The following is a 12,065-nucleotide window of genomic DNA, read 5'->3' as shown; positions in this document are numbered from 1 at the left end:
GCCACCCATGCATAACCGGCGGCCCCCCGCCCGGCCGCGCTTCCCCTACTCCGGGCCACCACCTTTCGGGAAGGCAGGCGCCCCCGTGAACCCCGTGAACGGGCGCTCCGGATGCATCAGGAAGGCGGAGAAGCCACCGAGCAGCAGCAGCCCCATCGACATCAGGAACGGCAGGTACCAGTTGCCGGTCGCGTCGATCACGAAGCCGGCAACGAGCGGCGACACGATGGCGGCGAAGACCGAGCCGGTGTTCATGAGTCCCGAGGCGGTGCCGGAATATTTCGGGGCGATATCCATCGGGATCGACCACATCGGGCCGATCACCAGCTCGGCGCAGAAGAAGCCGGAGGCGAACAGCGCCGAGTTCTCGATGTCGAGATTGTAGTTGTTCTTGAAGAACAGCGGCAGCCAGTTGAGATAGAGCCTGCACCGCGCGGCTTAAGTGCCGACCACTTTCAGATGCGGCGAGGTATTGCCCTGCGGGCGCTGCTCCAGAAGCTTCATCGCAGCGTCGACGCCGCCGGAGCGGTGCGGCACGCCCGCAACCGACAGGCCCATCTCCACGCCGGTGAGCGCGCCGAGCAGCGTCAGTGCGTTGCACTCGCCGAGATGGCCGATGCGGAAGACTTTTCCGGCGACCTTGGACAGGCCCGAGCCGAGCGACATGTTGTAATTGTCGAGCACGATCTTGCGGAACTGATCGGCGTCGTGGCCCGGCGGCATCAATACCGCGGTGAGCACCGGCGAGAACTCTGAGGGCTCCTGGCAGAGGATCTCGAGGCCCCAGTGACTGACCGCGGCACGCGTCGCGGCAGCCAGCCGCTGATGGCGCGCGAACACGTTGTCGAGCCCCTCCTCGAGCAGCATCGCGATGGCCACGCGCAGGCCGTAGAGCAGATTGGTCGCCGGCGTGTAGGGGAAGAAGCCGTTTGCGTTGGGCTTGAGCATTTCCTCCCAGTCGAAATAGGAGCGCGGCATCTTGTTGGTCTTCGCAGCAGCGCGGGCCTTCTCCGAGATCGCGTTGAAGCCGAGACCGGGCGGCAGCATGAAACCCTTCTGCGAGCAGCTCACGCTGACATCGACCTTCCACTCGTCGTGGCGGTAGTCGACCGAGCCGAGCGAGGAGATGGTGTCCACCATCAGCAGCGCCGGATGCGCGGTGCGGTCGATCGCGGCGCGGATCTCGGCGATGCGGCTGGTCGCGCCGGTCGAGGTCTCGTTGTGCACGACCATGACGGCCTTGATCGCGCGCGCCTTGTCCTCGGCGAGCTTCACCTCGATCACGGCCGGATCGGCGCCGCGGCGCCAGTCGCCGGGCACGAAGTCGACCTCGATGCCGAACCGCCCCGCCATCTGCCGCCACAGGGTGGCGAAATGGCCGGTCTCGACCATCAACACCCGGTCACCAGGCGACATCGTGTTGACGATCGCGGCCTCCCAGGCGCCCGTCCCCGACGAGGGGAAGATCACGACCGGGCCTGCGGTCTGGAAAATCTTCTGGCTGCCTTCGAGCACGGCGCGGCCGAGCTCGCCGAACTCAGCGCTCCGGTGGTCGATGACCGGCATGTCCATGGCGCGCAGGACGCGCTCGGGGACCGGGCTCGGGCCCGGAATCTGAAGGAAATGGCGTCCTTGGTGCATGAAAACCTCCCTGTCGGCGGACTCTGGCCGGCTTTGGAGGTTATTTTGCATTCATTTTTTGTCACTTCAATCGAATTTTGGTATTCGATTGTGAACATCGACGCGATCAAACAGGCAAACTATTGTGCTGCAAATGAAATCCACGATTCCCGACACCGGGGTTCCGATCGCCCCACCCGCCGCAAATGGCGGCGACCGCCAGGAGGCCTCGCTTCACGGCGAGATCCTGCTGCGGCTGCGCGACTACGTGGTCGAGGGCAACATCCCCGACGGCGCGCGCGTTCCCGAGCGGCAGCTCTGCGCGATGCTCGGGATCTCCCGCACGCCGCTGCGCGAGGCCCTGAAAGTGCTCGCTTCCGAGGGCCTGATCGAGCTTCTGCCCAACCGCGGCGCGCGCGTCCGCCAGCTCAGCCAGCGCGACCTCGAGGAGCTGTTTGACGTCATGGCGGGGCTGGAGAGCCTTGCGGGGCGCCTCGCCTGCGAGGCCATTACGGATGAGGAAATCACCGCGATCGAGCAGCTGCATTACGAGATGTATGGCCACTATCTGCACCGCGACATGCACGGCTATTTCCAGACCAACCAGCGCATCCACGAAAGCATCGTCGCGGCCGCGCGCAACGAGACGCTGAAGAGCGCCTACGCCAACTTCGCAGGCCGCATCCGCCGGGTCCGCTACTCCGCCAATTTCGCCCGCAAGCGGCAGCGCTGGGCGGAAGCGATGCGCGAGCACGAGGCCATCCTCGACGCGCTGCGCCGCCGCGCCGCCAGCGAGCTCAGCGACATCCTGTTCCAGCACCTGCGCAACAAGCGGGCGGCCGCGATCGAGCACCTGACCGAACCCCAAGAGGACGCGCCGGCCTCACCCTGAGGGGCGGCCGACTTGCTCATTTTGAATTCATAATATAATCGATCGTGAGAAATAATGAATAAGTCAGCAAGGCTGTGCCTCGCTGGGTCAATCCGGGACCAGGGATGACAAACGCCTCCTCGCTCGAACGGCGCCTGCGCGCGGAAATGACCGGCGACGTCCTGTTCGACGGCTTCAGCCGCGGCCGCTACGCCACCGACGCCTCGTTCTATCAGATCATGCCGGCCGGCGTGGTCGTGCCCAGGACCATGGACGAGGCCTTGCGGGCGCTGGCGATCGCGCGTGACGAGGGCCTGAAGGTCACCCCGCGCGGCGGCGGCACCTCGCAATGCGGCCAGACCGTCAATGACGGGCTCGTGGTCGATCTCTCGAAGTACCTGAACCACATCCTGTCGCTCGACGTCGCGGGCCGCACCTGTGTGGTCGAGCCCGGCATCGTGCTCGACGACCTCAACCGCCAGCTCAAGAAGCACGGCCTGTGGTTTCCGGTCGACGTCTCCACGGCCTCGCGCGCCACCATCGGCGGCATGGCCGGCAACAATTCCTGTGGCGGCCGTAGCCTGCGCTACGGCACCATGCGCGACAACACGCTGTCGATGGAGGCGGCGCTCGCCGACGGCACGCTGGGCCGCTACGGCGAGGTGTCGCGCGATCTCTCAGATCTCGATTTGAACGACAGCGCGCGAGCCCTGTTCCGCGACATGCTCGATCTCGGCGCTCGCGAGGCCGACGAGATCGCCGCGCGCTTTCCCAAGGTGCAGCGCCGTGTCGGCGGCTACAATCTCGATGCGCTGACGCCGCGCAATGCGCGCAACAACATGGCGCATCTCCTGGTCGGCTCCGAAGGCACCCTCGCCTTCACCACCAAGGTCGAGCTGAAGCTGTGGCCTGTGATCCGCAACAAGGCGCTCGGCATCTGTCATTTCGGCAGTTTCTACGAGGCGATGGACGCCGCCCAGCACCTGGTCAAGCTCAAGCCGATCGCGGTCGAGCTGGTCGACCGCACCATGCTCGCGCTCGGCCGCGACATCGCGATGTTCAGACCGATCATCTCCGCCGCCATCAAGGACGATCCGGATGCCGTTCTGGTGGTCGAATTCGCCGAAGAGGACCAGGCGGACAATCTGGTGCGCCTGAAGCAGCTCGGCGAGCTGATGGGCGATCTCGGCTTCGGCTGGAACAACGACAAACGCAAATGGGGCGGCGTGGTGGAGATCACCGAGCCCGCGCTGCAAAGCGGCATCGCCGATTTCCGCGCCGCCGGCCTCAACGTCATGATGTCGATGAAGCAGGAGGGCAAGCCGGTCTCGTTCGTCGAGGATTGCGCCGTGCCGTTGCCGCATCTGGCCGACTACACCGCGCGCTTGAGCGAGGTTTTCGAAAAGCACGGCACCAGCGGCACGATGTATGCGCATGCCTCCGAGGGCTGCCTGCACGTACGGCCCGTGCTGAACCTGAAGCTGGAGAAGGACGTCAAGGCGATGCGGGCCATCGCCGAGGAAGCCTTCGCGCTGGTGCGCGAGTACAAGGGCTCGCATTCCGGCGAGCATGGCGATGGCCTGGTGCGCTCTGAATTCCACGAGACCATGTTCGGCGAGCGTCTTGTCGCCGATTTCAGGGAGGTGAAGAGCCGCTTCGATCCCGAAGGCGTGCTCAATCCCGGCAAGATCGTCGATGCGCCCCGGATGGACGATCGCTCGCTGTTTCGCTTCCGGCCCGACTATCGCGTCACCGAGCTGAAGACCAGGCTGGACTGGTCCGCGTATCCTGGCGCTGGCAGCGGATTCCAGGGCGCGGTCGAGATGTGCAACAACAACGGCGCCTGCCGCAAGCTCGAGGGCGGCGTGATGTGCCCGTCCTACCGCGCCACGCGCAACGAGAAGGACGTCACCCGCGGACGCGCCAACAGCTTGCGGCTCGCAATCTCCGGCCAGCTCGGTCCCGACGCGTTGTCCTCCGACGAGATGATGGAGACCCTAAAACTCTGCGTCTCCTGCAAGGCCTGCCGCCACGAATGTCCGACGGGCGTCGATATGGCCAAGATGAAGATCGAGGTGCTCGCCGCCCGCGCGGCGTCCCATGGCCTGACCCTGCGCGATCGCCTGGTCGGCTACCTCCCGCGCTATGCCGGTCTCGCATCGCGCTTCGCGCCACTCGCCAATTTGCGCAACCGCAGCCCGCTGCTGCGAAAGCTGTTCGAGCGCTTTGCCGGCATCAGCGCGCGCCGCGCCCTGCCCGCCTTCCGCAGCGACGTGTTCGTGCCGCCCGCGGAAGCGGTCGGGCCGGAGACCGGCCGCGAAGTCGTGTTGTTCACGGACACCTTCAATCGCATCTACGAGCGCGAAAATCTCGACGCCGCGCTCCGCGTGCTCGCGGCGGGCGGTTATCGCGTGCACCTCCCCAGGCCGGCGAGTGGCAGTCGCCCGCTCTGCTGCGGCCGTACATTCCTCTCAGCCGGTCTCGTCGACGAAGCCAGGGCCGAGCTCGACCGCCTGGTGGCTGCGTTCGCGCCCTTTGCCGCCCGCGGCGTGCCGATCGTCGGCCTCGAGCCGAGCTGTCTGCTGACACTGCGCGACGAGCTCGCCTCGCTGCGCAAGGACAACGATGCCAAGGCCGTCGGCGCCCACGCGCTGACTTTCGAGGAATTTTTGGTGCGCGAAGCGGAGGCCGGAAGGCTGCAACTGCCCCTCGGCACCGTCGCCGACAAGGCCATCGTGCACGGCCACTGCCACCAAAAATCCTTCGCCGCCTTCAAGCCGGTCGAGCAGGTGCTGCGCCTCGTTCCGGGCCTGAAGGTCGAGACCATCGAATCGAGCTGCTGCGGCATGGCCGGCGCGTTCGGTTACGGCGCTGACACCTATGGTGCCTCGATCGAGATGGCCGAGCTGTCGCTGCTGCCCGCCGTGCGGCGCGCCGACCAGAATACACTCGTCGTTGCCGACGGCACCTCCTGCCGGCATCAGATCCACGACGGCGCCCAGCGCGAAGCGCTTCACGTCGCGCGCGTGCTGGCGATGAGCCTCGACCGCGCCGCAGCAAATTCCACTTCTCACACCAAAAAAGGAAACCAGCCATGGCTGACCTCACGCTCGACACCGCCCGCAAGATCCTCGACGCCGCCTTCGCAAAGTCCACCGAGCTGAAGCTCAAGCCGCTGGTTGTCACCATCCTGGACGCACGCGGCGTGCTCAAGATCGCCGCGGCGCAGGACGGCACCAGCCTGATGCGCGCCGAGATCGCCCACGGCAAGGCCTATGGTGCGCTCGCCATGGGCATGGGCTCGCGCGCCTTGTACCAGCGCGCGCAGGAGCAGGCCTATTTCATCGACGCCGTAAATACGATCGCCAAGGGCGCGCTCGTACCGGTGCCGGGTGGTGTGCTAATCCACGACGGCACGACGCTGCTCGGCGCCGTCGGCGTCTCCGGCGACACCTCCGACAACGACGAAGCCTGCGCGGTTGCCGGCATAACGGCCGCCGAACTGAAAGCGAATGCAGGATGATGGCTGAGGCTCTTGGGTCCGGGACAAATTAGCGTATCGCAAGCGGGCAACCGTCTCGAGCAACGACAACCTTGCCTTTTCGTGGAGCTACTAAATTGTCGTAAGGTAAGCCAGCGCGCTCGCGCCAAAATTCGCGGAGCTCGCTCGCGTCAGTCGAGCCATCGCCAACAATGCTTCGCCCTCCATCCTAGCACAACGGAGCAGGCACTCGAGATCAAGTCCGATAGGAATGACCACGCGCCGCACTGATCGAACGTAGATACAACAACGCACCGAGCAGAATCCCGAACTTCTTACGGAAGTCGCCATTGCCTGACAGTGGCGTCAGACTGTCTGCCCACCAACTAGAAATGCTGGGTTGATAAGGGAGCACAAGATGCGTCTTGCAAGCAGCGCAATCGCCGGTCTCGAAATGAATGCGTTGGGCGCTGAAGGGAGCGGTTCGGATGGGTCCGCTCTCGATCATCAAATGCAGCCTGATAACGACAGCGCGTACACTAACGACGTCGGTGTTCCGTGGTGCCCAGCACAAAAGATCGAGGTGACGCGGTCCCGCGCTACAAGAAGACCAGGCTTGGTGGAACAGAAGAACGGCGCCGTGGTCCGGCGGCTCTCGCGACAGCAACAGACAGCGCATCGCCGGCTGATCCGCTGTCGTTTGCTCGATCGCTCGACACGACGGCCACGACTGCCGAAGTGCGAGTCACACATCGCCGACCGAAACGGCGATACAAGAAACGCATTCGCATGCCCTCGAAGCTCGATCCGTATCCAGCGACGATCGAGAACTGGTTTGCCGTCGAGCCGCAACTCACTGCGCTGACCATCGTGCGAAGGCTCGCCGCCATCGATCCTTCGATGACAAGTAGCATTCGACCGTTCAGCGCCTGCTTCGATCCTTCCGGCAGAAGGTGGTGGGGACAATCATCGCATCCATGTCAACGCAACCAATAGCCGCGCCGAGCATGCGGACCGGCCCCGTGGCAGGCGCTGCGTTTGGTGATCATTCCGCCCCGCCCACAGTCCCCCAGAGAGACGGCCACACCATTGTCGGTCCAGCGGCCAGTCTGCGGACCTTCATCCAGGGTGACATTCATGCGGCAATACGAGGAGTCAATATTCGGAGCCGAAACACACAAGCACAAGCATCTCTACGACGCGCGAGGCTCGACAACTAAAAGAGGAGCGTTGGGCTCCCGCTTCCGACTAAATGGGAGGCGGAAATCGCTTGGCACCCTCTTAGCTTGCGCCTGCCGCAGTACGCTTTGTTCCAGCCCGCGGGCTAGCGCCGATCGAGCCTCCGCACCACTTCGGCCGGATCGAAACCTAGGATTCGTCCCAGCTCGATCAGCTCAACCACATCGATCCGACGCTGGCCGGACTCTAAGTGGGTGACCCACGATTGATACACTCCGAGCTTCTCGGCGAGATCGACCTGGCGAAGCCCAGCGTCCTTCCTGAGCTCGACGAGAATGGCCGCGAGTTTCTTCTGAATCGGTGACGTGACCGTTTTTGGCATCCAGCCTCCCGGAGGGGGCTGGAGACATAAACCGACTTTACAGATACCTATAAAATCGGTATTTTCGACCCAATTAGCCAAGCATCGGGTGAATCATGCCGGGTCCAAGATTACAGCCTGAGGAAACTAGCAAAAATGGTGATCGGGTGCACACGGGGCGGAGTGCACAGTGAGGGTAGCTTACTCTTTGGATTGGCATCTCGGGGCTTTCCCAGAGCCTCCGGCTGCTGACTTTGACGTGTTGGTCTGCGCCGGCGACATCTGTGAGGTGGGCGAGCCTGAACGCGCGATCCAGAGCGTGGTCGAGTATGCCTGCGGCAAATCCGTTGTCGCTGTTGCGGGAAACCACGATCTTTACACGAGCAACCCGGAGGACAAGCGCACGAACAACGATTTCATCCGTCTGATGCGCGCGGAAGCGCGGCGGCAGGATGACGCCGCGGATGATGACATCGTACACGTGTTGACCGCCGACGAACCCGTCTGTTGGATCGGCAACGTACGGTTCGTCGGGCTCACGCTCTGGAGTGATCGGATGCTGATGCCTGCGGAAGTGTGGGCGGCGCACGCGCGCGCGATAGCTGGGCATTGGCGTAGCGGGCTGGAGGAGTATCGCAGGATCCGAACAGAGCGCGGCATTTGGACCCCGTACGACGCGGTCGCCGAACACGCGCGAGAGGGCGATCTTAATGGACGAGCTTGCCAGCCCGCACGATGGGCCGACTGTTGTGGTGACGCACCATCCGCCGATGCCGGAATTTGTCGATGCCTTTAGGGATGATTGGCACGCGGTGGTGGGCGCCCGCGTTTTACGGATCAGATGTTTTGCGAGCGATGCCGGAGCAACTTCGTCCGGATCTCTGGATCTGCGGCCACGTGCACGTGCCGTGCGACATCCAGTGCGGACGCACACGCGTCGTAAGTAATCCAGTTCTCGGCGGTAAATTTAATCCATATGCTATAGTGGAGGTATGACATGGCGATGCATGGTGTCCCAGAGCCGCGTGATTGGCGCGCGAGACTCGTTTGGAAGCACCACAGGCTCTTTGATCCACCCGCGGGAGACCCGGAACTAGCGACGGGACTACCGGACTGCGGTTCAGGTTGGGAAAAGATCATCGATCGCACCTGCAGCGATCTCGGCGCACCATTTCTTTTCGGCTTCCACATCTCTGGGGAAATTAAAGTCACGCAAGTCTATCAGGAATTAGGGACCCTGCGATTCCGCTGGGAGGAGGTTCAAAACAAAGGCAGTCGCACTTGGAAGCCCCTTTGCTTTTCCAGCAAGGTAACAATTCGCAACATTCTCCAACGTGCATATGCCGCATCGGCCTGCATTTGCGAATTCTGCGGGGCCCCTGGTCGGCCCCACAGCAATGGTAGCGCAGTCACAACCCTGTGCACCGAGCACGCTGACGGCCACCCTATGCTGATGCCAAGAGGGTTGGAAGATACGGACGTGCACATTGCAATAATAAACGGAATGATCCGAGTCTTGGAGTGCAAGCAGTACGATCATGGCGATGACTGCTTCACTGTACTTGCTGCAAGCGAATGCGGGCTCGACCAAATAGAAGGGCCCCTTTTCAGAGGGCAAAAGCAGGGGTAATTGACGTGCTGCGAGTCACTGTCGAAATCTGGCCCGGCGGAGAGCCGCGCCGCGCGCGGGTTCTTGCAACCGCGTTTATCGCAAATGTAAGCGATCTCGAGGACATCTCGAACTACACGATGCGGGTCTCCGAAGGCGTCAATCCCGTCGCCGGCACACCTGCGTGGAAAGCCGAAGGCGAGATGCGCGGTCACGACCGGCGTGCATCTGTGTGGAGTCTCGTCGCCAAGATCGCGGCTTGGGCGGCCGAGCAGCGGAAAGCCGTTATCCGACGAGGTACTCCGGAAGACTCTCTCGGCTACGATACGAGCGACCCGATGTCTTGTGCCAGAGCCATGGCAGAAGCCGCTCCATCCGCGAAGAACGAGGCGCATGTGGGCGCAGAATTCGCTGCCTTCGAGAAGCGTCTGATGAAGACGGTTCCGAAGGATGACGATAAAGCGACGGACAACAAGGCGCCGGGCGCGCCAGACGAGGGCAGGCAGGAGACATGACGACCGTCGAAATTTGGTCGAATGGCGATAGGACCTTTCACGAAGATGAATTGGCAGAACAAACTAGTGGACGCAAACCCGCGTCTCTTCGGTGCGCCTGCTTGGGCGTATCCCGAGTGTAACGACCGGTGGCGCAAACTTCTCAAACGCTGTTGCTCCCGGATCGAGAGTGCGCTGCAGCCGGATGAAACTTTGACGACCAAACAGATCAAAGAAAAATACGCAACCTTGCGATTCTATACGATGGCAAATTTTCGTAGGCGATCCGGCAGAAGATCGATAATGCGATACCTCTCGCGGGGCCCCGCAGCGCCGTCACCTGCGAAATTCGCGGGGCCGAGGGGCAGTCAGTGCGACGACCACCCGACCGACAACACCGGCGGACCCGGGAGACATAGCAAATGTTTACCCTGCTCACCAGTCGGAATGACAGAAACGACACCTTCGGTAGCGGGTGTTCTGCCGCTCGAAAAACGGCATCGTTTGCGAATTGCCATTCCGCCGCACACGTCGTGCAAAAAGGGATGCAGTGTTCCGGCACGAACACTTATCTCCCGACCGCCCAACAAATGGCGGCCGCAATAGGGGGGACAGGCCGACATGAGATCGGCCCTATAATTTCTCGGTCGGCGAGAAGCCAACGCCTGGAGGTGGCCGAGCGGTCTCGCGAAGCTCGGACGATCGATCGCGCATCCGGCGCATGATCTCGTCAACCTCCTCCAGCTCTTGCAGCTGCCGGTTGGCGTAGGCCTGCAGGTAGCGAGCAGTTTTCGCCAACTGCGGCGGATCGGATGCGATCTTCCAGGAATCGCCGTCCGGCAGACTTTCCAGATCGTCGACTGCTTCGGACGGTGAACCGGCGGTCTGCCTCGCATCCGAGCCAGCAGCCACAGCGCGACCGTCATTGCCGGACGTAGTAACCGTGGGTGCGAACGCAGAAGCCGGCCCGGCGGCCTTGACTGGCTGGGCCGGAACAGTGTTCGGGGGCACCCGGTCTGCCACCGATTGAAGATCGACTTGGCTGGCTGCTTGCACGAACGCCTCATCGACGGGCTCGTCCACGTGCGTGCAAGCCATGTTCTCCTCAAAGTCCGCAAGGAGTTTTGCCGCGAGCCCGAGCGGATCATGGTGCGCAATCGCGGCCTTCAGCTCGTCAAAAAAAGCGCGCGAAATGAGATTCCGGGCGGCGGCAGAGGGTGCTCGATTGACCATGAACACACCTTCGTTGGCGGCCGCGATCGCCATCAGGTCGGCAAGGCGCGGACCTCCCTCGACCACCAGAGCCGGCCAGTCAAGCTGGCGCACGAAGCGCGCGACGATCGCAGCATCTTCTGAGCCGCCCGTTCGCGCGATCAGGAACGCGCGACCGTCGAAGGCAACAGACGTCCCGCTCAACGAGAGCGTCGGCAAGCCTGATGCTGCGTCCAGGTTGCTTTTCAGCTCATAGCCCGCCTCCTCCGCCGCATCCGTGAATCGCTTCTTGAGTCCGGCGGCCTCATCATCATCGACACGATCCACGGCCGCGTTCGTCACGGTCGTGCTCGCGACCTCGGGCTGCGGAGCATGCTTGGGTGCCTTGCGATCACGCTTCAGCTGGCGGCTTGCCTTCAGCTGTTCGACCTCCTCGACATGCCCCCCCGCGTTGTGGATGTTAAACGCCTTCCGCGGCAGGCGCTGCTCCGGCGTGCCGGCTCCCCTTGCATCATTACGGCGCGGGTCCACGAAAGCGTCAACGTCGAGGATCGCGCAACCAAGCGTGATCTGCGCCGCGACAAGGCCGCGCACGTATCTCCCGCCATCCCGCCGGAACAGCGTGTTCCAGCTGCGCTCCTTGAGACCGAAGCCGTCCTGCTCCAATTTGCGTTGCGCGAGCCAGGCGTGAGCGTGCGGGTTCGGTTCACCGTCGCTCGCGGGCACGCACTCGACGTCGAGCCGCACCGCCATCCCGAGCCCGACAAAGGGCATGAGCGCAAAGGCCGCCAAGGGCAGCAGCAGATCGCGGGGGACCGCGCGCGGCAAGGCGAAATCGAGAATTCTCCCGTCCTGCGCGTTCCGGCTCGTTTCTCTGAATGCCGCCATCGCGTAAAAATTATCCCACTGTGCAAATTGCGCGGGCGCCCCTGCGGGCAGCAGCACGCCCCCTCCGACGTGAAAACCCGCATAGCAGCGATAGTCGACGCGCTGGAAGCGATCGGTGGCAAGCGCGCTTGTCTGGTAGGCTAAACGCGCGATAGCGGTGTAACGCTTGGTGTGCTGAACAACGCCGAAGTGGATAGAGCAGAACGACACGATGATCTCTAACGTATAAAGGACATGTCACGATTGCTAGCATCCCTTTCTGCAAGGACCGAGGCCCAACGTCTTCAGAGAAGCGAGGATCTCCGCGGCGGCCTTGGAAACCCCGGGGGCAGGCGCGCCGAAAAGCGCAC

General features: G+C 63.1%; 7 protein-coding genes and 2 pseudogenes. 5 read left to right on the top strand and 4 right to left on the bottom strand.

The window, feature by feature from the left end; translation table 11 throughout:
- Positions 1 to 45: 45 nt before the first annotated feature.
- Positions 46 to 423 (bottom strand): annotated as a pseudogene (locus AB7290_RS13435) (MFS transporter); the annotation flags it as partial.
- A 15-nt stretch (positions 424 to 438) separates the two neighbouring features.
- Entirely contained in the window at positions 439 to 1,641 is a 1,203-nt protein-coding gene (locus AB7290_RS13430) for a pyridoxal-phosphate-dependent aminotransferase family protein (protein ID WP_028149694.1), read from the bottom strand.
- Between the two features lie 133 nt (positions 1,642 to 1,774).
- Between AB7290_RS13430 and AB7290_RS13425 the strand changes: the two genes are divergently transcribed.
- From AB7290_RS13425 to AB7290_RS13415, 3 genes and pseudogenes are all read left to right on the top strand, one after another.
- Positions 1,775 to 2,512, top strand: a complete 738-nt coding sequence (locus tag AB7290_RS13425) for a GntR family transcriptional regulator (protein ID WP_028149693.1) — start codon at positions 1,775 to 1,777, stop codon at positions 2,510 to 2,512.
- 104 nt (positions 2,513 to 2,616) lie between these two features.
- A pseudogene (locus AB7290_RS13420) lies at positions 2,617 to 5,593 on the top strand (FAD-binding and (Fe-S)-binding domain-containing protein).
- Entirely contained in the window at positions 5,586 to 6,014 is a 429-nt protein-coding gene (locus AB7290_RS13415; RefSeq protein WP_028149692.1) for a GlcG/HbpS family heme-binding protein, read from the top strand. Before AB7290_RS13420 ends, AB7290_RS13415 begins: the two are co-directional and overlap by 8 nt.
- A 1,282-nt stretch (positions 6,015 to 7,296) precedes the next feature.
- On the opposite strand, the gene AB7290_RS13410 is transcribed toward AB7290_RS13415, so the two are convergent.
- A complete protein-coding gene (locus AB7290_RS13410) occupies positions 7,297 to 7,533 on the bottom strand; it encodes a helix-turn-helix domain-containing protein (RefSeq protein ID WP_038944151.1) in 237 nt (78 codons plus the stop codon).
- A 187-nt stretch (positions 7,534 to 7,720) separates the two neighbouring features.
- On the opposite strand from AB7290_RS13410, the gene AB7290_RS13405 reads away from it, so the two are divergent.
- Positions 7,721 to 8,308 (top strand): metallophosphoesterase, encoded by a 588-nt coding sequence (locus AB7290_RS13405; RefSeq protein ID WP_161495949.1) that lies wholly within the window; start codon positions 7,721 to 7,723, stop codon positions 8,306 to 8,308.
- Positions 8,309 to 9,261: 953 nt separating this feature from the next.
- On the top strand, positions 9,262 to 9,636 hold the full coding sequence (locus tag AB7290_RS13400; protein WP_193375966.1) for a hypothetical protein: 375 nt from the start codon (positions 9,262 to 9,264) through the stop codon (positions 9,634 to 9,636).
- A gap of 612 nt (positions 9,637 to 10,248) precedes the next feature.
- Here AB7290_RS13400 and AB7290_RS13395 read toward each other — a convergent pair.
- Positions 10,249 to 11,925: a MobA/MobL family protein gene (locus AB7290_RS13395; RefSeq protein WP_161495948.1), complete on the bottom strand. Its 1,677-nt coding sequence runs from the start codon at positions 11,923 to 11,925 to the stop codon at positions 10,249 to 10,251.
- Between the last annotated feature and the right edge of the window lie 140 nt (positions 11,926 to 12,065).

This window comes from Bradyrhizobium sp. 613_E4_N2_2 (genome assembly GCF_052075995.1).
GTDB classification, from domain to species: domain Bacteria; phylum Pseudomonadota; class Alphaproteobacteria; order Rhizobiales; family Xanthobacteraceae; genus Bradyrhizobium; species Bradyrhizobium barranii.
The sequence above is the reverse complement of the archived record's forward strand: the minus strand, read 5'-3'. Positions and strand labels throughout refer to the sequence as shown.